Annotated in this window: 24 protein-coding genes; 12 read left to right on the forward strand and 12 right to left on the reverse strand. The window is 56.6% G+C overall.

Going from position 1 to position 23,919, the window contains the following annotated elements; genetic code table 11:
• Positions 1-2,256 carry an NADP-dependent malic enzyme gene (locus tag VXL81_RS02810; RefSeq protein WP_340547128.1) on the reverse strand — a complete coding sequence of 752 codons (2,256 nt, stop codon included), beginning with the start codon at positions 2,254-2,256 and terminating at the stop codon, positions 1-3.
• A 162-nt stretch (positions 2,257-2,418) separates the two neighbouring features.
• Between VXL81_RS02810 and mutS the strand changes: the two genes are divergently transcribed.
• A complete protein-coding gene (gene mutS / locus VXL81_RS02815; RefSeq protein ID WP_416552940.1) occupies positions 2,419-5,034 on the forward strand; it encodes a DNA mismatch repair protein MutS in 2,616 nt (871 codons plus the stop codon).
• Between the two features lie 103 nt (positions 5,035-5,137).
• Here mutS and VXL81_RS02820 read toward each other — a convergent pair whose 3' ends face one another.
• Both VXL81_RS02820 and hrcA read right to left on the reverse strand, forming a co-directional pair.
• Positions 5,138-5,701 carry a nucleotide exchange factor GrpE gene (locus VXL81_RS02820; protein WP_340547127.1) on the reverse strand — a complete coding sequence of 188 codons (564 nt, stop codon included), beginning with the start codon at positions 5,699-5,701 and terminating at the stop codon, positions 5,138-5,140.
• Between the two features lie 9 nt (positions 5,702-5,710).
• The gene (gene hrcA / locus VXL81_RS02825; RefSeq protein ID WP_340547126.1) at positions 5,711-6,787 is read right to left on the reverse strand and encodes a heat-inducible transcriptional repressor HrcA; all 1,077 of its coding nucleotides are present in this window, start codon (positions 6,785-6,787) and stop codon (positions 5,711-5,713) included.
• A 152-nt stretch (positions 6,788-6,939) separates the two neighbouring features.
• Here hrcA and rph point away from each other — a divergent pair, with 152 nt between their 5' ends.
• The 4 genes from rph to VXL81_RS02845 are packed head-to-tail and all read left to right on the forward strand — an operon-like array spanning position 6,940 to position 9,769.
• Complete coding sequence (gene rph / locus VXL81_RS02830; RefSeq protein ID WP_416544125.1) at positions 6,940-7,653, forward strand: ribonuclease PH; 714 nt, start codon at positions 6,940-6,942, stop codon at positions 7,651-7,653.
• Complete coding sequence (gene rdgB, locus VXL81_RS02835) at positions 7,650-8,264, forward strand: RdgB/HAM1 family non-canonical purine NTP pyrophosphatase (protein ID WP_102855694.1); 615 nt, start codon at positions 7,650-7,652, stop codon at positions 8,262-8,264. The genes rph and rdgB overlap by 4 nt, the downstream gene beginning before the upstream one ends.
• A complete protein-coding gene (gene hemW, locus VXL81_RS02840; protein WP_416544126.1) occupies positions 8,257-9,411 on the forward strand; it encodes a radical SAM family heme chaperone HemW in 1,155 nt (384 codons plus the stop codon). Before rdgB ends, hemW begins: the two co-directional genes overlap by 8 nt.
• A 4-nt stretch (positions 9,412-9,415) precedes the next feature.
• Positions 9,416-9,769, forward strand: coding sequence for a YbaN family protein (locus VXL81_RS02845; RefSeq protein ID WP_340547123.1), 354 nt, complete (start codon positions 9,416-9,418; stop codon positions 9,767-9,769).
• On the opposite strand, the gene VXL81_RS02850 is transcribed toward VXL81_RS02845, so the two are convergent.
• From VXL81_RS02850 to VXL81_RS02880, 7 genes are all read right to left on the reverse strand, one after another.
• Entirely contained in the window at positions 9,759-10,652 is an 894-nt protein-coding gene (locus tag VXL81_RS02850) for a ParB/RepB/Spo0J family partition protein (RefSeq protein WP_416552853.1), read from the reverse strand. The two genes, VXL81_RS02845 and VXL81_RS02850, sit on opposite strands and share 11 nt — an antisense overlap.
• A gap of 20 nt (positions 10,653-10,672) precedes the next feature.
• Complete coding sequence (locus tag VXL81_RS02855; RefSeq protein ID WP_416552855.1) at positions 10,673-11,482, reverse strand: ParA family protein; 810 nt, start codon at positions 11,480-11,482, stop codon at positions 10,673-10,675.
• Positions 11,475-12,089 carry a 16S rRNA (guanine(527)-N(7))-methyltransferase RsmG gene (gene rsmG, locus VXL81_RS02860; RefSeq protein WP_416534342.1) on the reverse strand — a complete coding sequence of 205 codons (615 nt, stop codon included), beginning with the start codon at positions 12,087-12,089 and terminating at the stop codon, positions 11,475-11,477. Before rsmG ends, VXL81_RS02855 begins: the two co-directional genes overlap by 8 nt.
• A gap of 1 nt (position 12,090) precedes the next feature.
• Positions 12,091-13,965 carry a tRNA uridine-5-carboxymethylaminomethyl(34) synthesis enzyme MnmG gene (gene mnmG / locus VXL81_RS02865; protein ID WP_416552857.1) on the reverse strand — a complete coding sequence of 625 codons (1,875 nt, stop codon included), beginning with the start codon at positions 13,963-13,965 and terminating at the stop codon, positions 12,091-12,093.
• 12 nt (positions 13,966-13,977) lie between these two features.
• The gene (gene mnmE, locus VXL81_RS02870; protein WP_416552859.1) at positions 13,978-15,270 is read right to left on the reverse strand and encodes a tRNA uridine-5-carboxymethylaminomethyl(34) synthesis GTPase MnmE; all 1,293 of its coding nucleotides are present in this window, start codon (positions 15,268-15,270) and stop codon (positions 13,978-13,980) included.
• 30 nt (positions 15,271-15,300) lie between these two features.
• The gene (gene rho, locus VXL81_RS02875) at positions 15,301-16,572 is read right to left on the reverse strand and encodes a transcription termination factor Rho (RefSeq protein WP_340547117.1); all 1,272 of its coding nucleotides are present in this window, start codon (positions 16,570-16,572) and stop codon (positions 15,301-15,303) included.
• 131 nt (positions 16,573-16,703) lie between these two features.
• Positions 16,704-17,159, reverse strand: a complete 456-nt coding sequence (locus VXL81_RS02880) for a CopD family protein (RefSeq protein ID WP_416538460.1) — start codon at positions 17,157-17,159, stop codon at positions 16,704-16,706.
• Between the two features lie 405 nt (positions 17,160-17,564).
• On the opposite strand from VXL81_RS02880, the gene VXL81_RS02885 reads away from it, so the two are divergent.
• Genes VXL81_RS02885 through dnaQ form a run of 4 tightly spaced genes read left to right on the forward strand, consistent with a single transcriptional unit; the run spans position 17,565 to position 20,314 of the window.
• Positions 17,565-18,164, forward strand: a complete 600-nt coding sequence (locus VXL81_RS02885) for a Maf family protein (protein WP_340547115.1) — start codon at positions 17,565-17,567, stop codon at positions 18,162-18,164.
• Positions 18,161-18,994, forward strand: coding sequence for a shikimate dehydrogenase (locus VXL81_RS02890; protein ID WP_416552861.1), 834 nt, complete (start codon positions 18,161-18,163; stop codon positions 18,992-18,994). The genes VXL81_RS02885 and VXL81_RS02890 overlap by 4 nt, the downstream gene beginning before the upstream one ends.
• Entirely contained in the window at positions 18,991-19,584 is a 594-nt protein-coding gene (gene coaE, locus VXL81_RS02895; RefSeq protein WP_416539887.1) for a dephospho-CoA kinase, read from the forward strand. The genes VXL81_RS02890 and coaE overlap by 4 nt, the downstream gene beginning before the upstream one ends.
• On the forward strand, positions 19,577-20,314 hold the full coding sequence (gene dnaQ / locus VXL81_RS02900) for a DNA polymerase III subunit epsilon (protein ID WP_416552863.1): 738 nt from the start codon (positions 19,577-19,579) through the stop codon (positions 20,312-20,314). Before coaE ends, dnaQ begins: the two co-directional genes overlap by 8 nt.
• Before the next feature lie 92 nt (positions 20,315-20,406).
• Here the strand turns inward: dnaQ and secB are convergent, their stop codons facing one another.
• Together secB and VXL81_RS02910 are read right to left on the reverse strand one after the other, a co-directional pair.
• Positions 20,407-20,901, reverse strand: a complete 495-nt coding sequence (secB, locus tag VXL81_RS02905; protein WP_340547111.1) for a protein-export chaperone SecB — start codon at positions 20,899-20,901, stop codon at positions 20,407-20,409.
• A gap of 78 nt (positions 20,902-20,979) precedes the next feature.
• Entirely contained in the window at positions 20,980-21,486 is a 507-nt protein-coding gene (locus VXL81_RS02910; RefSeq protein WP_416552865.1) for an FxsA family protein, read from the reverse strand.
• A gap of 115 nt (positions 21,487-21,601) precedes the next feature.
• On the opposite strand from VXL81_RS02910, the gene VXL81_RS02915 reads away from it, so the two are divergent.
• Genes VXL81_RS02915 through VXL81_RS02925 form a run of 3 tightly spaced genes read left to right on the forward strand, consistent with a single transcriptional unit; the run spans position 21,602 to position 23,912 of the window.
• Positions 21,602-22,258: a Tim44/TimA family putative adaptor protein gene (locus VXL81_RS02915; protein WP_416552867.1), complete on the forward strand. Its 657-nt coding sequence runs from the start codon at positions 21,602-21,604 to the stop codon at positions 22,256-22,258.
• Entirely contained in the window at positions 22,255-23,310 is a 1,056-nt protein-coding gene (locus VXL81_RS02920; protein WP_416534351.1) for a murein transglycosylase A, read from the forward strand. The genes VXL81_RS02915 and VXL81_RS02920 overlap by 4 nt, the downstream gene beginning before the upstream one ends.
• Positions 23,310-23,912, forward strand: a complete 603-nt coding sequence (locus VXL81_RS02925) for a Smr/MutS family protein (RefSeq protein ID WP_340547107.1) — start codon at positions 23,310-23,312, stop codon at positions 23,910-23,912. Before VXL81_RS02920 ends, VXL81_RS02925 begins: the two co-directional genes overlap by 1 nt.
• Positions 23,913-23,919 lie beyond the last annotated feature (7 nt).

Consider the following 23,919-nt stretch of genomic DNA (forward strand, 5'->3'; position numbering starts at 1 on the left):
TCACCCGATGTTGCAGGCAGCCAGAACCGCCATGTTCAGAATGTCGTTTGCAGTCGACGTTGTGGAGCAGATCTGGATCGGTTTATCAACACCGGACAGGATTGGACCAACAACCGTCGCGCCCCCCATTTCCTGCATCAACTTGACCGAGATCGACGCTGAGTGCCGCGCGGGCACGATCAGGATATTGGCCGGACCAGTGAGACGCTGGAACGGATATGCCTCCTGTGCCTTGGCGTTCAGCGCCACGTCGACCGTCATTTCGCCTTCGTACTCAAAATCAACGCCGCGCTTGTCCAGAACTGCCGGCGCGATGTGCATTTTCTCGGCCCGTTCGGAGACCGGATAGCCAAAGGTCGAGAAGCTCACAAACGCAACCCGTGGCTCCAGGCCCATATGACGGGCCACCCCGGCCGCATGTTCGGCGATATTGGCGAGATCATTCTCATCCGGCCATTCATGCACCAATGTATCACCGATCAGAACGATACGACCCTTGTGCAGCAGTGCGGTCACACCAGCCGATCCATTTGTCGCATCCGCATCAAACACATGGTTGATCTGGTCCAGCACATGCGCCGACTTCCGCGTCGCCCCTGTGACCAAGCCGTCACCATGCCCGTGCGCAAGCATCAGGGCCGAGAACACATGGCGATCACGGCCAACCAGCCGGTGAACATCCTTACGGTCAAATCCCTTGCGATTCAGCCGCTCATAAAGAAAGTCCTTATAGGTTTCGAAATGCTGAGTATTGGCCGCGTTCACGATTTCCAACTCACGAACCGCATCCCCCAGCCCGGCTGTTTCCAGCTTGCTACGCACATCATCGGGGCGTCCAACAACCAGCGCCTTACCAAAGCCGGAGCGTTGATACATCACCGCCGCACGCAAGACGCGGGGATCGTCACCTTCGGCAAAGATCATCCGCGATTGCGCTGCGCGTGCACGCGCGTTCAATCCGCGAAGGATCGACTGAGTCGGATCCATCCGACCACGCAGGCCGTGCTCATAGGCATCCATATCTATGATCGGCCGACGCGCGACACCAGTGTCCATACCAGCCTTGGCAACTGCTGGCGGAATGCGATGGATCAAACGCGGATCAAAGGGAGTCGGGATGATGTAGTCACGGCCAAAGGACAGCGATTTCCCATAGGCCAGCGCCACCTCATCCGGCACATCCTCACGCGCAAGACCTGCCAGAGCATGGGCGCAGGCAATTTTCATCTCGTCGTTGATGGCGCGCGCATGAATATCCAGTGCGCCGCGGAACAGATATGGGAACCCCAGCACGTTGTTCACCTGATTGGGGTAGTCTGATCGGCCTGTGGCGACGATAGCATCAACGCGCACTTCATGGGCTTCTTCCGGTGTAATCTCCGGATCCGGGTTTGCCATCGCAAAAATCACCGGATTGTCGGCCATGGATTTTACCATGTCCTGTGTGACCGCCCCTTTGACAGAAACGCCAAGGAACACATCCGCGTCCTTCATGGCCTCTTCCAGGGAGCGCAGTTCCGTCTTGACGGCGTGGGCTGACTTCCACTGGTTCATACCCTCGGTGCGCCCCTGATAAATCACGCCCTTGGTATCACAGACGATACAGTTCTCATGCCGCGCGCCCATAGCTTTCAGGAGCTCGATACAGGCAATGCCGGCAGCTCCGGCACCATTGAGGACGATCTTTACATCCTCGATTTTCTTGCCAGAGATATGCAGTGCATTGATCAGGCCGGCCGCGCAGATCACAGCGGTGCCGTGCTGATCATCATGGAAGACCGGGATATCCATCTCTTCCTTGAGCTTCTGCTCGATAATGAAACACTCCGGCGCCTTGATATCCTCAAGATTGATCCCGCCAAACGTCGGCCCCATCAGGCGCACCGCCTTGATGAACTCATCCGGATCCTCGGTGTCCAACTCGATGTCGATGGAATTCACATCCGCAAATCGTTTGAACAGGACCGACTTGCCCTCCATTACCGGTTTGGATCCAAGCGCACCCAGATTTCCCAAACCCAGCACCGCGGTCCCGTTGGAGATCACGGCCACAAGGTTGCCCTTGTTCGTATAATCATAAGCCGTCTCCGGGTTCGCCGCGATCGCCTCGCAGGGCACAGCTACACCGGGCGAGTAAGCCAGCGACAAATCGCGCTGCGTGGTCATCGGGACCGTTGCGTTGATCTCCCATTTTCCGGGTGTCGGTTCCAGATGGAAGGCAAGCGCCTCTTCGTTGGTAATCTTGGCTTTGGGCATTGGCTTTGGGTGTCCTCTCACTGTCCCAAGCGTCATAGCTCAGCACGCGCATCATCTCAACGAAGTTGCGTTTTCACCTTTCGTCGCAGTCGCCTGATTTGTAAGGTCGCGCCAACCAAATCCCCCATTTTACGGAGCCGAACTTTGTCCACAGTCACGCCGATGATGGCCCAATACCTCGACATCAAGGCGCAGTACCCGGATGCCCTCCTGTTCTACCGCATGGGTGATTTCTACGAGATGTTCTTCGACGATGCCGTAAACGCTGCCGAAGCGCTCGACATTGCGCTGACCAAACGCGGTAAACACGAAGGCGAGGATATCCCGATGTGCGGCGTGCCCGTCCATGCGGCGGAGGGATACCTGTTGACGCTGATCCGCAAAGGCTTTCGTGTGGCGGTCGGTGAACAGCTCGAAAGCCCCGCAGAGGCTAAGAAACGCGGGTCCAAATCCGTTGTGAAACGCGATGTGGTGCGACTGGTCACACCCGGCACCATCACCGAGGATTCCCTGCTGGAGGCGCGTCGTCATAACTTTCTGACCGCCTATTGCGAATTGCGCGACCAGGCGGCGCTTGCCTGGGCCGATATCTCGACGGGTGCATTTCACGTGATGCCAGTCGCGGCCGTGCGACTATCGCCCGAACTGGCACGTCTGGCCCCTTCCGAACTGATTGTGGCTGATGGCCCAGCGCTGGATCATCTGCGTCCCATAGCTGACGACCACCAGATCCCCGTGACCCCATTGGCCAAGTCCAGCTTCGACAGCAGCGCCGCTGAGAAACGTATCTGCGATCTGTTCAAGGTCTCGACGCTCGAGGCATACGGCACCTTCAGCCGCGCCGAGATTTCGGCGATGGGCGCGGTGATCGACTATCTTGATATCACCCAGAAGGGCAAATTGCCCCTTCTCCAGCCACCGGTACAGGAAGCCGAAGACCGCGTCGTGCAGATTGACGCCGCAACCCGCCGCAGCCTGGAACTCACCCGCTCGATGACCGGGGGGCGAAGCGGCTCGTTGCTTTCAGTGGTTGATCGCACGGTGACGCCCGCCGGTGGGCGTCTGCTCGAACAACGGCTGTCCAGCCCCTCCCGCAATCTCGATGTGATCAGTGCGCGGTTGGCGTCTCTGGACTTCATCGTCGAGCAAACGCAGCTGGGCCAATCTCTGCGGGCCACCCTGCGCAAGACACCTGATCTTGACCGGGCACTCTCCCGCCTTGCGCTTGAGCGAGGCGGTCCCCGAGACCTCGCCGCCGTACGCAATACGCTGATCCAGGCGGAGGCGATTTCCAATCTCTGCGCGACGATGGAGATGCCTGAGCTGTTGCAGCAGGCACTCGCTGGCCTGACCGGGTTTGATGATCTCCTCCCCCTCCTTGACGCAGCGCTGATCGCAGAACCGCCACTTTTGGCGCGCGACGGCGGTTTCATTGCCGAAGGCTACGACAGCGATCTGGACGAAGCCCGCACCCTGCGCGACGAAGGGCGATCCGTCATTGCGGCCCTGCAAAAGAAATACTCGGACCACACCGGTATCACCTCGTTGAAGATCAAGCACAATAATGTGCTGGGCTACTTCATTGAAACCACGGCAACCCATGCCGAGAAAATGCTCTCTGCCCCATTGTCAGAGACATATATTCATCGCCAGACCACCGCCAATCAGGTGCGTTTCACCACTGTCGAACTCAGTGAGATCGAAACACGCATCCTGAATGCGGGCAACCTCGCCTTGGAAATAGAGAAACGGCTCTATACAAGGCTTTCCTGCGCTATTCTCGACCATGCCGCGAGATTGAATGCTGCCGCGCGCGGGTTGGCGGAACTGGATCTTGTTACAGCGCTTGCCGATCTGGCCCTAGGTGAGAACTGGCAACGACCATCGGTTGATAACTCCCGAGCCTTTGACATCACCGGTGGACGGCACCCAGTTGTGGAACAGGCCCTGCGCCAGCAGGGTGGGACTTCATTTGTGGCAAATGACTGTGCACTCACGGCCAACGGTGGTGCCGCGATCTGGTTGCTGACCGGCCCGAATATGGCCGGCAAATCAACCTTTCTGCGCCAGAATGCCTTGATCGCCATACTCGCGCAAATCGGCAGTTATGTACCTGCCGACAGCGCTCATATCGGGCTGATCAGCCAATTGTTCAGCCGTGTCGGTGCCTCTGACGATCTCGCACGGGGCCGGTCAACCTTTATGGTGGAAATGGTCGAAACCGCAGCAATCCTCAATCAGGCGGATGACCGGGCGCTGGTGATCCTCGATGAAATCGGACGCGGCACCGCAACCTATGACGGCCTCTCGATTGCCTGGGCAACACTGGAACACCTGCATGAGGTCAACCGAGCCCGGGCGCTGTTTGCCACCCATTATCACGAGCTGACCCAGCTCGCCGGCAAATTGCCTGGCGTCGAGAATGCCACGGTTTCAGTCAAGGAATGGGAAGGCGATGTAATCTTCCTTCACGAAGTGAAGAAAGGCGCAGCAGATCGCTCCTACGGGGTACAGGTGGCCCAGCTCGCAGGGCTCCCGGCAAGCGTTGTCACCCGGGCCCGCGATGTGCTCGACATGCTGGAGGAAGGCAGCCGCAGTGGCGCCGGCAAAATTCAGATCGACGATTTGCCGCTGTTTGCAGCCGCCCCGCCTCCGCAACCGAAAGCTCCGGCAGGTCCGTCACAATTGGAACAGCTCCTGGGCGACATCCACCCCGACGATCTCTCACCAAGAGAGGCGCTGGAGGCACTCTACCGCCTGAAGGAGGCCGCGAGCTGACATAGAAAAGCGGCCAGCTTGGATCACCAAGGGCCGCTTGTCATCTTTCCAAAAATACTCGCGCCGCAGGCACGGGCCATAGGCCCGCCTACGACCGCCGGTATCAACCTGCCGGTGTCGAAGACACGCCAACCTGCGCGGGGCGCAGAAGACGGTCGTGCAACATGAACCCTTCGGCAGATACCTGAATGATATCGCCGGCTTTGGTTCCCGGAACCGGAGCTTCGAACATGGCTTCATGCACCTGCGGGTCAAATCTATCGCCCACTTCCGGCGCGATCACCTGCATACCATGTTTTTCAAACACGCCGAGCAGCGCCCGCATGGTGAGTTCGACGCCTTCGATCAGCGCTGCAGAAACTTCACGCTGCTCATCGGTCGCCGCTTCAATCGCGCGTTTCATGTTGTCGTATACCGGCAGCATGTCACGTGCCAGTTTGGACCCACCGTATTGCTCAGCTTCGCGACGCGCCTTGTCGCCGCGCTTGCGGGCGTTTTCCGCATCCGCCAGCGCGCGCATGAAACGGTCTTTCAGTTCATCCCGTTCGGCACGCAGGCTGTCCAATTCCAGTGCAGCATCATCATATTCTTCAGTCTGCGCAGAGAGCTCTTCCGCTTCGGCTTCTGTGATGTCGTCCAAAAAATCGTCGTTCTTGGGCTCTGCCATATTTCACCTCTAAGTCCGGTCGGAAAGAAGCTTCCCGACCAGTTGCGCCGTATAGTCCACAATCGGCACGATCCGGCCGTAATTCAGGCGGGTCGGGCCAATGACACCCACCGCACCAATGATCTTTCGATCCGCGTTCATATAGGGAGACACCACCAAAGAGGAACCCGAAAGTGAAAAAAGTTTGTTCTCCGAACCGATAAAAATGCGCACACCTTCGCCATCCTCGGTCAGCTGGAGAAACTCCTCGATATCGCGCTTCCGTTCGAGGTCATCAAACAGGTTTCGGATCCGGTCCAGCTCCTCAGCCGCCCCCCCTTCCGACAGCAGATTCGCCCGGCCGCGCACAATCAGTCGCGCCGTATCGCTGCCCTCATCTTCCCAAGCCGCCAGACCGCTTTCGATCATTTCACGGGCCAGAACGTCGATCTGCTGCTGACGGGCCTTGATCTCTTCCTGTATCGCACCGCGCACATCGCCCAATGTGCGCCCTTCGATCAAAGCGTTCAGAAAATTTGCCGCCTCCCGCATCGAACTTGGCGTTTGCCCCGGCGGTGGCGTGAACAGACGATTTTCCACGTGGCCGTCTGAGAACACCAGCACGACCAGAGCGCGATCATGGGCCAGGGTGACGAATTCGATGTGCCGGATCTCTGCCTCGTGCTTGGGCGTCAGCACCAGAGATGCTCCCCGTGTCACGCCTGATAGCGCGGAGCCTACACGATCCAACATACCTGCAAGACCTGCGGACCCGGTCCCGGAATTCGTGCCCATGGTTTCATCAATTTTTTGACGATCCTGATTATTGAGATCACCAACCTCCAACAGACCATCAACAAACATCCGCAAACCGACCTGTGTTGGCACCCGCCCGGCACTGGTGTGCGGACTGTTCAGCAACCCCAGATGCTCCAGATCCTGCATCACGTTACGCACCGTGGCGGCGCTTACCTTCTCGTTCAGGGAGCGCGTCAGGGTACGGCTGCCAACCGGATCTCCCGTCTCAAGATAGGATTCCACAACAGCGCGGAACACGTCCCGCGACCGGTCGTTCATATCCTTCAGAATGTCACTACTGCTGTTCATCGCACTCTATGTGTGGTCGCTGCCGTTTCTGCGCAAGGCTTCGCCCGCCCCTACCCTTGTCATTAAAGAGCGCAGCATCAAAAGGTCAATCATGCTTGCATCGCCAACCCTGCGGGCGCTATCCCGATTGGTAAGCAAACAAAGGATGACCCATGCGACCCTCTGGACGAGACTTGAACCAAATGCGCGCCGTTTCCATCGAAACAGGCTTCACCAAACACGCCGAAGGGTCCTGCCTGATCAAGATGGGCGACACCCATGTGCTGTGTACCGCAACCATCGAGGACCGCGTTCCGCCCTTTATCAAAGGCACCGGGTTGGGCTGGGTAACCGCCGAATATGGGATGCTGCCCCGCGCCACGAACACCCGTATGCGCCGTGAAGCCGCAATGGGCAAACAGGGTGGCCGCACTGTCGAAATCCAGCGCCTCATCGGTCGTGCCCTGCGCGCAGGTGTTGACCGCGTCGCGCTTGGCGAACGGCAGATCAGCATCGACTGCGATGTCCTCCAGGCCGACGGCGGCACGCGCTGTGCGTCGATCACCGGTGGTTGGGTGGCATTGCGGCTTGCAGTGAACAAACTGATGAAGACAGGTGAGGTCAAGATAGACCCGCTTGTTGATCCCGTCGCGGCCGTTTCCTGCGGTATCTATGCAGGCCAGCCTGTCCTGGATCTCGACTACCCTGAGGATTCCGAAGCCGGCGTGGATGGCAATTTCATCATTACTGGATCGGGCCAGTTGATCGAAGTCCAGATGTCCGCCGAAGGATCCATGTTCAGCCGTGAGCAATTGAACACCCTGATGGATTTGGCGACCAAAGGCACCGCTGAACTGGCCGAGATGCAAAAGGCAGCCTGCGCATGACACGCAAGTTTGCCGGCGACCGCCTGCTTGTCGCCACACACAACAAAGGCAAGCTGGAGGAGATGAAGCATCTCCTCCAGCCGTTTGGCGTCACGGTAATTGGTGCCGGCGAAATGGACCTGCCCGAGCCGGCCGAGACAGAAGATACCTTTGTCGGAAATGCGCGGATCAAGGCCCATGCCGCCGCAAAGGCGACCGGCCTACCCGCCCTGTCCGATGACTCGGGTATCACCATTGATGCGCTCGACGGCGCACCCGGAGTGTATACTGCCGACTGGGCAGAAACCGGTGACGGACGCGATTTCATGATGGCAATGACGCGTGCCCATAACGAACTGGAAGCGAAACAAGCCCCCCACCCGCGGCTCGCCCAATTCCGCTGCACTTTGGTTCTGGCCTGGCCAGATGGTCATGATGAGGTCTTTGAAGGTGTGATGCCTGGACAACTCGTCTGGCCCATTCGGGGCAAGGACGGCTTTGGCTACGATCCAATGTTCCAACCTGATGGTCATGATCAGACCTGCGCCGAAATGGATCGCTGGGCCAAGAACAAGATCAGCCACCGCGGCCAGGCCGTTGCCAAATTCGTCGAGGCTTGTTTCGGTGGATGATTGGCGCAACGGGGGTTTTGGGCTTTATATCCACTGGCCGTTCTGCCAGGCCAAATGCCCCTACTGCGATTTCAACAGCCATGTCACGGCGCAGATTGATCAAACCAGATGGGCCGCCGCCTATCGTGCAGAGATGCTGCGCGCTGCTCCAGAGCTTTCTGGTCGTGTCTTGAACACTATCTTCTTCGGAGGCGGTACGCCGTCGCTGATGCATCCGGATACTGTCGCCTCCATCATCGAAACGGCGCGTGAAATATGGCCTTTTTCCAATGACATAGAGATATCGCTTGAAGCAAATCCGACCTCGGTCGAAGCCGGTCGCTTTGCTGGTTACCGAGATGCCGGCGTCAATCGGATTTCTATGGGTATTCAGGCACTTAACGACGATGACCTACGCCGCTTGGGGCGTTTGCACAACGTCGCCGAGGCGCAGAAGGCGTTTGATGTGGCTCGAAACTGCTTTGACCGAGTCAGTTTCGATCTGATCTATGCCCGACAGGGCCAAACACTCACCGACTGGCGACAGGAGCTTGATCAGGCCTTGTCGATGGCCATTGATCATCTTTCTCTCTACCAGCTGACAATTGAGGAAGGTACCGCCTTTGGGGATCGCTATGCCAAGGGCAAGCTGCGGGATCTTCCCAGTGATGACAACGCAGCAGACATGTATCTAGCGACACAAGAAATCTGCGACAATCATGGCTTGCCCGCTTATGAAATCTCCAATCATGCACGCCCCGGTGCGGAGTCCCGACACAATCTGATCTATTGGCGGTATGGTGATTACCTTGGTATCGGTCCGGGCGCCCATGGACGCCTCACCATTGGAGGTCAGCGATATGCTACTGAAACCTATCTTCAACCCGGTGCCTGGCTCAATGCCGCCGAACGCACAACCGGTGAGACCAGCCGCACGCAATTGACATCAGAAGAGAGTAGCGCCGAATACATGATGATGGGCATGCGGCTTGTCGAGGGGCTAGATAGTGATCGTTTTCAGGAAATCTCCGGCCGATCACTTCCTGCTGACCGTATCTCCGACTTGGCAGATATCGGTATGATCGAGATTTCGGGCAACCGTCTGCGGGCAACCGATTCCGGTCGTGCAGTCTTGAATGCGGTCCTCCGCGAACTATTGGTGGAGTGATCGAATGAGGGTTCTATACGCCACGCTCGGAATGCTCTGTGTTGGCCTGGCGCTACTGGGTGTTGCCCTCCCACTTCTGCCGACAGTCCCCTTCCTTCTTCTTGCAAGCTTCTTCTTTGCCAACTCCTCCGAACGCCTGCATGACTGGATCATCAGTCACCGCTTATTCGGCCCCATGATTCAGGACTGGCACGAAAGAGGAGCGATTCGCCCGGCCGCAAAAAAAGCGGCAACCCTATCGGTTGCCGCCGTTTTCAGCCTGTCCATTCTGCTGTCTGCCCCTTCACATGTCCTGATCATCCAGGCCATTGTCCTAAGCGCAGTGATGGTCTTTATTTGGACGCGCCCTAACGGCTGAGACGTCCGCAAAGATCATCCAACTCATCCAGAGACGCGTAGCTGATAGATACAACCCCGCTCTCGCCACCAGCACGATGGTCAATCGACACCTTCATACGCAAGGCAGCTGATAGATCAGCTTCCAACGCACGGGTATCGGCATCCTTCTCTGCAGACTTCTTCGCCGAGCGAGAGGTCGCAGCCTGAAGACCCGCTGCATCCTTCTTCACCAGAGCCTCAGTTGCGCGAACCGACAGACCGCCCTTGACGATTTTATTGGCGAGCTCTGACGCGTTGTCTGAGGTGATCAGAGCACGAGCATGACCGGCCGAAAGGCGGCGCTCCTGAACCAAGGTCTGAACATCATCCGGCAAATGCAACAGCCGGACGAGATTTGCAATGTGACTACGGCTCTTCCCTAATGCCTCGGCCATTTTCTCCTGGGTATGGCCAAATTTATCCATAAGCTGTTTATAGCTCTGCGCCTCTTCCATCGCATTCAGGTCGGACCGCTGAATGTTTTCGATAATGGCGACTTCCATCATCTCGACATCAGAGTAATCCCGAATAATAACTGGGACCTCGTGCAGCTGAGCGCCTTGCGCGGCACGCCAACGACGTTCGCCGGCAACAATCTCGTATTGACCGCCTGGGCGCGGGCGCACGATCAGCGGCTGAAGTACGCCCTTTTCCCTGATTGACGCCGTCAGATCGTCCAAATCCTCCTGTAGGAACTGGCGACGCGGCTGATCCGGGTTCGCGATTACTTTTTCAATCGGCACCATGACTTCGGTGCTTCTGACTGTCTGTTTTTCTGTGCTAACAGGTTCCGGGTTCACATCCGCCATTAGAGCTGACAAGCCTCTTCCCAATCCTCTGGGTTTGTTTTTCTTTTCTGACATTACTGCGCCTCCAGCTGTGGTCAGGCTGCGAGTTTTTGATGTCTCGCAATCAGTTCTTCTGCAAGGGCGCGATACGCATTCGCCCCAAGCGAGTTTGTGTCGTAGTTCAGCACCGGCAGCGCATAAGACGGCGCCTCACTGACACGTACGTTACGAGGGATCTTCGTTTCGAATACCAACTCCCCCAAATGACCGCGAGCGTCCTGCTCAACCTGCTGAGACAAATTATTCCGGCGATCAAACATGGTAAGGACAATCCCCTCAATACGAAGATTGGGATTGGCGGTTTGACGCACCTCACGGATGGTCAACATCAGCTGAGACACCCCTTCCAGAGCAAAGAACTCACTCTGCAAAGGAACGAGAACCGAATCCGAAGCCACCATAGCATTAACCGTCAATAGGTTCAGCGATGGTGGGCAGTCGATCAGGATATAATCCCAGTCGTATTCATCCATTGCCGGCTGACGAAGTGCATCGTGCAGCAGGAAGCTGCGCTTCTCATTGGTGAAAAGCTCGATATCAGCCGAACTCAGATCGACGGTAGCAGGAATGATGCAAAGATCTTCGATCTCAGTCTCTCGAATGACATCGCTCAATGCGACATCATCAACGAGAAGATCATATGTCGTATGGGTCCGGTCGGCTGCTTCGATACCTAAACCTGTAGACGCGTTTCCTTGCGGATCAAGATCGACGACCAAAACCCTGTAGCCGGTTTCTGCCAAGGCCGCCGCCAAATTGATTGCTGTCGTGGTTTTGCCAACTCCGCCCTTTTGGTTGGCGACTGCAATAATACGAGGCCCAGCCGGCCGGGACAAATCAGACACGCGTCACTCCCCTGATTTCTAGTATAACCGCCTCGGGTTCAGTCCAACTACTAGTAGATTTCAGGTCGAATTGCCATTGACTCCTCGCGTTATCCACTTCTTTTTTCCATTGCACTCCTTTGGAAAGCAAAGCAATTCCACCGGGATGAAGATGATGTTCGGCAAAACCAAGAAGAGTCGTCAGATCAGCCAGAGCGCGGGCAGACATGACATCGGCGCCGATTGATGGAACCTTTTCAATTCTCTCAGAAACCACTTTTGCCGTCGCGCCGCATTCCCTAATAGCCGTGCGTAGAAAGGCGCATTTCCTTTGATCGCTTTCAATCAGCGTGATCGAACAATCAGGCGCCCGCTCCGCTGCAATGATCGCCACAACCACCCCAGGAAAGCCGCCGCCGCTGCCGATATCGACCCAAGTCTTCGGAAATTCAGTCAGCTCACAAATCTGGATAGAGTCGACGATATGCCGGTCCCAAACACTGTCCAGAGTGGATTTTGCTACGAGATTGATCTTGGGAGACCACTTCTTTACCAAACTTTCATAATGCTTAAGGCGATCATATGTTTCACGTGAAACATATGACTTTCCAATTTGCATTTCAGTCATCTCAGGCGGTCCTACCCTGGGTCACAGTACTGCCACGCCGGAGCCTGGCAAGGATCAAAGCAAGTGCAGCTGGTGTCATGCCATCCACCCGACCAGCCTGCGCGAGGGTTTCAGGTCTTGATCGTTCCAACTTTCCGCGCAACTCGTTCGAAAGCCCTTCGAAATCATAGGTAAAGTCAGCGGGAATAAGATATCCTTCATCTCGCTTCATCGCCTCGATCTCTCGCTTCTGACGGAGGATATAATTCGCATAGAGAGCGTCCCGCTCGATCTGTCGGCGAATAGGCTCCTCGCACTGCTCCAACTCGGGAAGCAAGCGCAGGATATCTTCAAAAACGACATTCGGGAACGCCAGCACATCCGTGGCAGTTCGCCGGTTCCCGTCCTGGTTCACAGTTACGCCGGCCTCGTTGATTTCCTTTGGCGTGAATTGACGGCTATCCATCACGTCCCGCGCAGCCTTAAGCTTCTCCATTTTTTTGGAGAAGGCAGCGTGGCGGCGTTCTCCCACGCAGCCCAACTTGATGCCAATTCCTGTCAGCCGTTGATCAGCATTATCGGCGCGAAGTGAAAGACGAAACTCAGCCCGCGATGTGAACATGCGATAGGGCTCAGTTACGCCATTGGTTGTCAGATCATCGATCATCACGCCTATATAGCTTTCAGAGCGACTGAATGTGACCGGATCGTTTCCTTTTGCATAGCGCGCCGCGTTCAGACCAGCCACTAGCCCTTGAGCTGCAGCTTCCTCATAACCCGTCGTGCCATTGATCTGGCCGGCTAGATACAAGCCTTGATGCGATTTCAGCGCTAGATCCAACCCAAGCGCGCGAGGATCGACATAGTCATACTCAATTGCATATCCTGGCTGGAGTATTTCGGTTTTTTCCAATCCGACTATCGAGCGCACGTAGCGCTCTTGGACATCCACCGGCAGGCTCGTTGAGATGCCGTTTGGATAAACGGTATGATCATCCGCACCTTCCGGCTCAAGAAAGATTTGATGGCTTGTCTTATCGGCAAAGCGCACAATTTTATCTTCGATGGATGGGCAATATCTGGGCCCTACCCCTTCAATATGCCCACCATACATCGCAGATCTGGCAAGATTATCCCGGATGATATCATGTGTGTTTTCATTGGTGTGTGTGATCCCACACACCACTTGAGGCGCTGAAATTGACTTACTCAGGAAGCTGAACAGAGTGGGATCTTCATCTCCAGGTTGGCCTTCAAGTCTATTCCAAGCGATTGTCCGACCATCCAGTCGCGGCGGAGTGCCGGTTTTCAATCTTCCCAAGCGAAGATCAAAACTGTCCAGCCGCTCTGCAAGCCGCACTGAGGGCTTATCACCCATTCGGCCGCCGGGCCTGGAGACGTCCCCGATATGAATGACGCCTCTTAAAAACGTGCCTGAAGTCAGGATCACGGCCTGGCTGAATATTTCACTATCATCGGCGAGACGCACACCCTGAATGCGGTCACCGGTCATAAGAAAGTCGACAACCTCACCGATGACGATATCCAAGTTGGACTGATCCTGAGTTTCGGCGAGCATTTGCAGGCGGTAGATCTTACGATCGGATTGCGCTCTCGGCCCCTGAACCGCAGGGCCTTTACGTCTGTTCAGCAGTCGAAACTGGATACCGGCCTTATCTGCAACACGCCCCATGACGCCATCAAGGGCGTCTATCTCTCGGACAAGATGCCCCTTCCCCAATCCGCCAATGGCGGGATTACAGGACATCACACCGATGCCCTCCTTGGTCAGGGTCACGAGTGCGGTCCTCACACCCATGCGGGCTGCTGCATGTGCAGCCTCCGTGCCGGCATGACCACCGCCAACAACAATCACATCATAATCTGGATGTTTCACGTGAAACACTCCTCATTTCCCCAAGCAGAAACTTGAGAATATTTCGTCCAGTAGGTTCTCAACACCGACCCGTCCCACAAGCATCTCCAAAGCACGGATAGCAGACCGGATATCCTCCGCTGCGACATCATAATATTCAGGTCCGTCGGCTAAGATCATCTGTGCCGAGTTTAGACGATCAGATGCGGTTCGCATCGCTTCCTTGTGACGCGCACGCGTTGCAATACCAGCTTTTCCGGCCCTGTTCTGTAGGATATCGGTGATAGCCACTATCAAAGCCTCGACGCCCTGTCCGGTTTTTCCAGATATCGCCAGCACATCCTGATGTTCTTCGGCCAGGTCAGCTTTTGGAACCACCACAATATCGTCAGGCTCGATGTCGATATCAATAGCAGCAGGATCGTCGGTCAGAAACACGCGAAGGTCTGCTTCTTGAGCGCGCTTCTTTGCAAGTTTGATACCGATCCCTTCAACATGGTCGTCAGTCTCCCGCAAGCCGGCGGTGTCGAGTAGCATCACAGGGAGACCCGCCAGATCCATCCGGACCTCGATCACATCACGCGTCGTACCCGCATATTCAGAAGTAATGGCCGCCTCACGGCCGGCGAGCGCATTGAGCAAAGTCGATTTTCCGACATTCGGCGCGCCGACAATGGCAACTTCGAATCCATTCCGAATACGTTCAGCAATCTGAACACCTGAAATCTGCGGCTGCAAATCAGCAGCTACGCCGGCGAGCAGCCCCGCAACCTCGGCGGTTACATCGACAGGGACATCTTCATCAGCGAAATCAATGGTCACTTCAATAAGTGAGGCTGCGCGAATGAGATCCTTGCGCCACCGCTCGGCCAGGTCTGCCAAGCCGCCGGCGAGAACGGCTTGCGCCTGGACACGCTGAGCATCCGTCTCAGCCTCGATAAGATCCGCCAGCGCTTCAACTTGAGAAAGGTCAAGCTTACCATTTTCGAGCGCACGCCGAGTGAATTCGCCCGGATCCGCAAGGCGCACATCATCGAACCTACCCAGAAGCTCAAGCATCGCGGTTACAACTGCTGTACTACCATGTACCTGGAATTCAACCGTATCCTCACCGGTAAAGCTGTTGGGGCCGGCAAATGTCAGGATCAATGCCTCATCAATCCGAGCGCCAGCCTGATCGGAAATCACCCGCAGACTACGCCCAGGACACGGCAAAGCACCGCCACTGATAACAGAAGCGGTGTTGATCGCCTGAGGACCTGACAATCGAATAACCGAAACGCCGGCCTTCCCCTGAGCGGAGGCCAGCGCAAAGATCGTGTCCATCGGAACCTTCCTTTCGTGCCGGCCCGGGTATTAGGTGTTCATTGAGTCGAAGAATTCAGAATTTGTCTTTGTTTGCTTCAACTTAGACAACAGAAACTCGATTGCGTCAGTGGTCCCCATCGGGTTGAGGATACGGCGAAGGACAAATGTCTTGGCCAGGTCACCCTTATCAACGAGGAGGTCTTCTTTCCGAGTACCCGACTTGAGAATATCAATTGCCGGGAAGACGCGTTTGTCCGCAATCTTACGATCAAGGACGATTTCCGAGTTACCGGTACCTTTGAACTCTTCAAAGATCACCTCGTCCATACGGCTGCCGGTGTCAATCAATGCGGTGGCGATGATGGTAAGCGAACCGCCTTCTTCGATATTCCGCGCCGCACCAAAGAATCGTTTCGGGCGCTGCAGGGCGTTTGCATCGACACCACCGGTCAGAACCTTACCAGACGATGGCACCACAGTGTTAAAGGCCCTACCAAGTCTTGTGATGGAGTCCAGAAGAATAACTACATCTCGTTTATGCTCAACAAGACGCTTCGCTTTTTCAATCACCATCTCGGATACGGCAACATGCCGGGTCGCTGGTTCGTCGAAGGTTGAGGAGACAACCTCACCTTTCACCGACCGCTGCATATCTGTGACTTCTTCCGGGCGTTCGTCGATCAGCAGAACGATCAGGTAACACTCAGGATGATTCTTCGCGATGGAATGCGCGATGTTCTGCAGGATCACCGTTTTACCGGTCCGCGGCGGTGCCACGATAAGAGAACGCTGACCTTTACCGATCGGCGAAACCAGATCGATCACACGGGCAGACCGGTCCTTGATGGTTGGGTCTTCGATCTCCATCTTCAGCCGTTCATCGGGATAAAGCGGCGTCAGGTTGTCGAACGCAATCTTATGACGGGCCTTTTCAGGCTCCTCGAAGTTGATCTTGGTGACATTGGTCAGCGCAAAATAACGCTCTGTCTCCAACGGTGCCTTGATTTGCCCCTCCACGGTATCACCGGTGCGCAGCGAATACTGGCGGATCATTTCAGGGGAGACATAAATGTCGTCCGGACCCGGCAAGTAGTTTGCCTCAGGCGAGCGCAGGAACCCAAAACCGTCCTGCAGCACTTCCAGCACGCCATCGCCGCCGATGTCCCAGCCTTCATCTGCGCGTTCACGCAGGATCTGGAACATCATCTCGCCCTTGCGCATCGTGGAGGCGTTTTCGATCTCAAGCTCTTCAGCCATCGACAGAAGATCCTTGGGGCTTTTTGCCTTCAGATCGGAAAGGTTCAGGGATTGAACGGTCATATATATACGGCCTTTATTCTCCCACTGTTAACTGGGGAGCGGTGTCATAGGTATAAGGAAGACACGAGTGCCCGGACGGGCCCGTTAAGGCGCATACATAAGGGGTGTTGCCGTTTGAGTCAAACCCCCGCTCAGAACTTGAAAATGACTGATATGACGATGACCACCATCAGCAGTGTCGGGACCTCATTCATCATTCTATAGCTGCGACCGGTTCGGGTGTTCTGCCCGTTTGCGAAGTCCCGGTGACGGAACAACAGCCAGTGATGGAACCAGGTCATCCCCAGAACGCTCAGGCCCTTGCTCCAGGGCCAGATAGCGCTCCAGTCCACCAACCCCGGCGTAAACACCATTACGAGGCCTGCTGCCCAGCTGACGTACATGGCGGGCCGCATGATGATACGAAGCAGCTTCTCCTCCATCATGACAAAGATCGGAAGGCTCTCTGGCACCTTCTCTGCCTGTTCCACGTGATAGACAAAAAGACGCGGTAGATAGAAGAGACCAGCCATCCAGCTGATCACGGCCATGATGTGCAGCGATTTGGCGTAGGGGTAAATTTCAAACAGTAGATCGCTCAGATCCATGGTCGGCCTCTCGGTTCCCTCTCTCCCCTTAAAATATAAGTATTTTAAAAGGATGATGTTTTAGTAGTGCACCTGAAATACGGTGGATAACTGACTCATCCACTGGCTTATCCCTGCTCTGGATAACTTACCAGCTTTACCCCCAGCGACATGATGACTCTTGCCGGCAGGCCATAAAAACAACAGGAATACTGTGCCGGTAAGCTAAGTTTGAAGTGGGGATAAGCTTGGGGTGAAATCGGAGCAACTGAGATATCCACGATTTGGAAGTTATCCCTATCCTCTCAGGGCGAATCTGCCGGCAAGCAAATGGGGATTTTGAGGTTCTCCACGGCTTGCGAAATGGCCGAAATTTCATACAAACCGTCCAAGGCCCATCACACTCTTGCCCACGGGGTTTTCCACATGTCTACCCACATCGTTCTGGCCTCTGGGTCACAAATTCGCGCCCAGCTCCTGCGACAGGCCGGCGTTCCTTTCGAGGTTGCCGCCGCCCGCATCGACGAGGAGGCCATCAAATCCGCGCTCCTGGCCGAGGAGGCCAAGCCGCGGGACATCGCCGATACGCTGGCAGAAGCGAAGGCGCGCAAAGTCAGTGCCAAGTATCCTGGGGCCCTTGTATTGGGCTGTGATCAGGTGCTCGAGTTTGATGGAAAATTGTTATCAAAACCAAAAGATTCGGATGAAGCTTTTGCGCAGCTGAAAATAATGCGGGGTCAGCGACATATGTTACTGTCCGCTGCGGTCATCTACCGCGATGGTCAACCGATGTGGCGGCATGTTGGGCAGGTGCGATTGCGGATGCGGTCCAGCTCGGATGCCTATCTTCGCGGTTATGTGGCGCGTAACTGGGACAGTATCCGCCATGCTGTTGGCGGATATAAACTTGAGGAAGAAGGGGTGCGGTTGTTCAGCACGATCGAAGGGGACTACTTCAATGTTCTTGGGTTACCCCTCCTCGAGCTGCTCAACTATTTGGCCCTGCAGGGAGTGATAGAACAATGAGCGACGCACGCATCCCTCTGGCTGGTGTGATTGGCAATCCAGTGGCGCATTCGCGGTCGCCACTGGTCCATGGCTATTGGCTTAGAACGCATGGCATTGCCGGTCACTATGTTCCGCTGCATGTTGAAGCCGATCAGCTGGAAACTGTTGTGCGCAGCCTGCCAATGATGGGATTTGTTGGGGCCAACGTCACAATTCCTCATAAAGAGAAGATCATGGATATCGCCGATCAGGTGACGGATCGTGCGACGTTGATCGGCGCGGCCAATACGTTGATCTTCCGACCTGATGGGTCAATCCTGGCAGATAATACAGACGGATACGGCTTCATTACCAATCTGCATCAATCCGCTCCTGACTGGGATCCAGCATCAGGTCCGGCGGTCGTCTTTGGCGCTGGCGGCGCCAGCCGTGCCGTGATTGCCTCCCTGTTGGAAGCTGGCGTCCCCGAGATCCTGCTCAGCAATCGAACGCGGGAGCGGGCAGACCAGTTTCGCAGTGAGTTCGGATCGCGGATCCAGGTGGTGGATTGGGTGCAGGTTGGCAACGTCGTCGAACAGGCCGCGCTGCTCGTGAATACGACCTCACTGGGAATGATTGGAAAGCCGCGCCTGCGAGTGCCGCTGGATGGCCTGCGCCCCGGCACGGTTGTGACCGATCTGGTCTATACTCCGCTGAAAACGGAAATGCTGCAATGGGCTGAGGATATCGGCTGTACCACGGTAGATGGTTTGGGGATGCTGTTGCATCAGGCTGTACCAGGGTTCGAACGGTGGTTTGGCAAACGACCGGAGGTCAATGAAGCCACACGTGAGGCCGCGTTGGCATGAGCTTTGCACTGGGGCTAACCGGATCCATCGGAATGGGAAAGAGCGCAACCGCGCAGATCTTTGCCGATGAAGGATGTGCGGTCTGGGATGCCGACGCAGCCGTTCATCGCCTATACGATGCAGATGGAGCTGCGGTTGCGCCGATTGGCGCGCTGTTCCCGACGGCCATCGCCGGCGGACGGGTCGACCGGGCACGTCTGCGTGAGATCATCGCCGGCGATGCAAGCGCCCTGCCCCGCATCGAAGCAATCGTGCATCCGCTTGTCGCCGCTGACCGCGAGGCTTTCAGAGCATCGTCGTCGCATGATGTTCTGGTCTTCGATATTCCCCTGCTGTTTGAAACCGGGGGTGACGCAGGCATGGATGCGGTGGCCTGCGTGTGGATCGACGCTGAGACGCAGCGCAGCCGGGTCATGGAGCGCGGCACAATGTCGGTTGAGCAATTTGAACAGATCCTTCAGAAACAAATGCCGATAGAGGAAAAGAAAGCGCGGTCGGATTTTCTGATCCAGACCGATACGCCCGACCATGCGCGCGATCAGGTGCGCGCCATCCTTGCCCAGATCAGAAAGCAGGTTGCAGATGCGTGAAATCGTCCTTGATACCGAGACAACAGGATTTGATCCGTTTTCTGGCGACCGCATCGTCGAGATCGGTGCGGTTGAGTTGCTCAATCACATGCCAACGGGCGAAACCTTTCATGTCTATATCAACCCCGAACGTTCCATGCCGCAGGACGCGTTCAAGGTGCACGGCATTGGGCCGGATCTTCTTGAACCGCCACAACAACCCGGACCCGGTGCGGTGACATTGCGCGACAAACCGGTATTTTCGAAAGTCGGGCAGAAATTTCTGGATTTCGTGCGGGATTCCAAAATGGTCATCCACAACGCCGCATTCGACATGAAATTCCTGAATGCCGAGCTGGACTGGATGGGCCTGCCAAAACTGTCGATGGATCAGGCAATTGACACGCTTGCCATAGCGCGCAAGCGCTTTCCTGGGTCGCCGGCGACACTGGATGCACTCTGCCGTCGGTTCAATATCGACAACAGCAATCGTACGTTGCATGGCGCGCTGCTCGACTCCGAGATTCTGGCAGATGTCTATCTTGAACTGATTGGTGGTCGGCAGCCCGATTTCGGCCTTTCAGCGTCAAGCGATAAGGCGCGCAGCGGGACTGTGATAACAGAGGACTGGCGCCCTACGGCAAGGCCGACACCCCTGCCCGCACGACTTACAGCAGAAGAACAGGAGGCGCATGACGCGTTTGTTGCGAAGATGGGTGACGGAGCACTGTGGAAAAGCTTCGGCAGCTGACCCCCCGCGCCCGCGCGACTGCCAGCCAAAAAACGCCGCGGTTTCCCAGCGGCGTTTTTTGTCAGCGGGCCAAGGGCGCCGCTGTATAATGCTTACTGCGGTTTGTCGGCGGCAGCTGCGTCGGCCTGACGACGTGCCAACTCGTTGCGATAGATCGCGACGAAGTCGATATTGTCGAGGTTCAGCGGCGGGAAACCACCGTCGCGGGTCACGTCAGAGACGATGCGGCGCAGAAACGGGAACAACATGCGGGGGCATTCGATCAGCAGGAACGGATGCAGCTGGTCTTCCGGCACGCCGACAATGTTGAAGATGCCGACATATTCCAGTTCCAGAACGAACAGGACAGCATTGCCCTCCTTGTCCTTGGATTCGATGTTCAGCTTGGTCATGACTTCATACTGATTTTCGGCCTGACGCTTCTTTGCATCAAGCGCAACCTGTACGCTCACATCGGGCTTAGCGTCGGCGCCGACGCCTTTTTGCGCCATGACGTTTTCAAACGACATATCGCGGATGAATTGACCCAGGATATTCATCTGGACTTGCGGCTGCTGCACGCCTTCTGTTGCGCCGTTTTCGGCCATGAAGCTACTCCTAAACTATGTTTCGCCTGTGCTTAGCAGCTTGGCGCACGTATCTCAACGGGGTGTCACGCGAGCCGCTTACCTCTTGTCATCGACCCAACCGGATGGGCCATTGCCCGGTCTATCCCGAGTGACGTCCTCGTAGTCGCCGTCAATGATATCGCCGGGCCTACCGGAGGAATGACCGCCGGGGTAATTGCGCCCCTGCATGCTCCCAGGACCCATTTGGAACCGTGCAACCGTCACTTTTGAACGCAGGTACCGGTAGACGGCCATACGGATCTGCGGGACAAGCAATGCAAAGCCGACTGCATCAGTGAAAAATCCAGGTGTCAGCAACAGCGCGCCGGCAACGAGGATCATCGCACCATGCGCGAGAGGTTCCGTGGGGTCATTCAACCGTTCAAAAGACGTGCGCAATTGGCCCAATGCCAGCCTACCCTGCGTTCGCACCAGCCAGGTTCCCAAAACCGCTGTCAGGACCACAATGGCCAGCGTGGGCCACAGGCCAATCGCGCCACCGACCTGAATAAAAAGTGCGATTTCGATGATCGGAACCATCAGGAAGGCCAGAAAAAGATACATGCGGGGTTTCCTTAGAACTTGCGCGGGACGGTGGACTTGCGCCGACCCGTCACCTACATAAGGTTGGAACGCTTTAGTTTCAAACGAAGCATGAACATCTACCGTAGAGGTTGTTATGGAGTCGCCCGTGATTCAGCTGTTGGTTTTGGCCGGTATTGCCGTGTTTTTGATCCTGCGCCTGAAGAGCGTTCTTGGCACCCGTGAAGGGTTCGAAAAGCCGGCCCTGCCTCAATCAGATCGCCAGAGCCGCCGTCCTGAGCTCGAGGTAATCGAAGGTGGGCCGGACCATGACATCATTGACTATGTCCCTGAGGATAGTTCGCAGGCCAAAGACCTTGCCGCAATGAAGAAAGCCGAACCCTCCTTTGAGGTACGGGATTTTGTGCAGGGCGCTCGCGGTGCCTACGAGATGATCCTGATGGCGTTTGAACGAGGGGATCTGGACGAAATCGAACCGTTCCTCGCGCCCGATGTCTTTGAGAGCTTTGTCACCGCTGTTTCGCACCGCGAAGATCAGGGGCTGACCATCGAGGCGGAATTTGTCGGCGTGCGTGAAACGACCTTGACCGATACCAGCTTTGATCCGGCTACAGGCAATGCAGAAATCACCATGAGGTTTGTCGCGGAACTGACCTCCGTCGTGCGGGACCGTGGCGGTGATATCGTCGAGGGCGATCCCAAGGCCCTGAAACGCCAGAAGGACACCTGGGTCTTTGGCCGCACCATGGGCAGTGTGGATCCGAACTGGCATCTGGTCGCCACGGACGCATGATGCACGGGCTCCGGCGGGCACTCTGTGCGCTGGCCCTTGGGGCTGGCGCATATTTGTTCCCGCAGGGCGGGCAGGCAGAAACGACCTATACAATGTTGTCCTTTGCTCAGCTTGAAGGCTGGGCGGAGGACGATCATGAGGAGGCGCTCGGCGCCTTCCTGCAGACCTGCCGGGATCTGGACGATCCGGATTGGCGCGCGCTTTGTGCGCTTGCGCGTGAACAGGATCCGCAATCTGCGCGCGGGTTCTTTCAGCTGCTTTTTCGCCCTGTCCTGATCGAGGATGGCACGCCGGCGTTGTTTACCGGTTACTTCGAACCTGAGCTGTCAGGCGCGCGCAGGCCCAGCTCCCGGTATCGGTATCCGGTCTACCGGCAGCCGCCGGAGGCGCGCAACTCCAGCCAATGGCTGACACGGCGCGAACTTCTGACAAGCGGCATCATGGAAGGGCGCGGGCTGGAGATCGCCTGGGTCGATGATCCGGTCGAGCTGTTTTTTCTTCAAATCCAAGGATCCGGCCGAATTCGCCTGTCGGATGGCTCCTCGATCCGGGTTGGCTATGGCGGCGCCAATGGTCATGAATATCGATCCATTGGCACCGAATTGGTCCGCCGTGGGATCTATAATATCCATCAGGTCAGCGCTGCGGTGATCAAACGCTGGGTGCGGCGCAATCCGCTCGCCGGCGAGGATCTGCTGATGCACAACCCCTCCTATGTGTTCTTCCGTGAGGTGAGCCGTATTCCAGCCTCTGCCGGCCCGCTGGGCGCGATGAACCGGTCGGTGACCACATTGCGCAGCCTGGCTGTTGATCCGAAATATACGCCACTGGGGGCACCGGTCTGGTTGGAAAAAGATGGTGCTAAACCTATGCGGCGCTTGATGATTGCGCAGGACACCGGCTCCGCCATAAAGGGCGCGCAGCGGGCCGATGTGTTCTTTGGCAGCGGGGATGAGGCGGGGATCGAAGCTGGCAAGCTACGCGATCCCGGTCGCATGGTGGTGCTGCTTCCGATCCAGCGAGCCTATGCGCTATTGCCGGGGGATTTCTGATGAGCCGCCGCAAACTGACCTCCGAAGAAATAGACCTCTGGCACCGGGTGGCGCGTCAGGCCGAGCGGCTGCACCCTAAAACACGTACTGCGCCAGCCACCGCTCCCCTGCCCAAGCCCAGGCCGAGCAAATCGCCTCTGCCACCGCAGGAGAGGTTCACGCCAGAGCTGTTTGAACTGGGTTCCAAAGCCACATCCCAGCCGACCAGGCATGATCTTAAGCCCAGTGTGACAAGGGGGCTGATTTCTGCGCCGATGCAGATGGATGGCAAAGCCTACCGCAAGATGAAACGTGGCAAGCTGAAACCGGAGGGGAAGCTGGACTTGCATGGAATGCGGGTCGATGCAGCCCACCCTGCGCTGGTTCGGTTTGTCCTGTCAGCCCATTCTGCGGGCAAGCGGCTGGTTCTGGTGATCACCGGAAAAGGCAAAGATCGAGATGAACCCGGACCGATGCCTGTTCCGCGTGGCGTCCTGCGTCATCAGGTACCGCAGTGGCTGTCACTGCCGCCACTGTCGCAGGTCGTACTTCAGGTGACCCCGGCCCATGTCAGCCATGGTGGTGGCGGTGCCTATTACATCTATCTTCGGCGACATCGCTGATTGGTGG

This window comes from Phaeobacter sp. JH204B, assembly GCF_048055755.1.
GTDB lineage: Bacteria > Pseudomonadota > Alphaproteobacteria > Rhodobacterales > Rhodobacteraceae > Phaeobacter > Phaeobacter bryozoorum.